The sequence below is a fragment of the Psychroserpens mesophilus genome, from assembly GCF_050617655.1.
Lineage (GTDB): Bacteria > Bacteroidota > Bacteroidia > Flavobacteriales > Flavobacteriaceae > Psychroserpens > Psychroserpens mesophilus_A.
Map to the genome: position 1 here is coordinate 1 of NZ_JBODQC010000358.1, position 249 is coordinate 249.

At 36.1% G+C, this 249-nt stretch carries 1 protein-coding gene; it reads right to left on the reverse strand.

What is annotated here, in order from left to right:
• Positions 1-20: 20 nt before the first annotated feature.
• The coding region (locus ACRHNM_RS17580) for a hypothetical protein (RefSeq protein WP_431137938.1) at positions 21-249 on the reverse strand (229 nt) is incomplete at its 5' end.

Here is a 249-nt window from a genome sequence, read left to right on the forward strand (position 1 = left end):
AGTCCTCTTGATTTGTTGCGTTAAGTTATTGAATAGAGTTGGTTTTCTACGTATTTTTGGTAACGGTTTTGTGTATGGCTAGTTGCGTTGGCTGGAACTAAGTTAGCAAAAGAAACCGAACCAGTAGGAAAATCCGCAGGATTTTCCGAGTACACACAGACTGAGCAATTGGTTATACACGTCTTAAGTTTGTCTTTTAATACATTTGGTAATAAATCAGAAAGAACAAAAGAGAGTATTAAGGTTAGT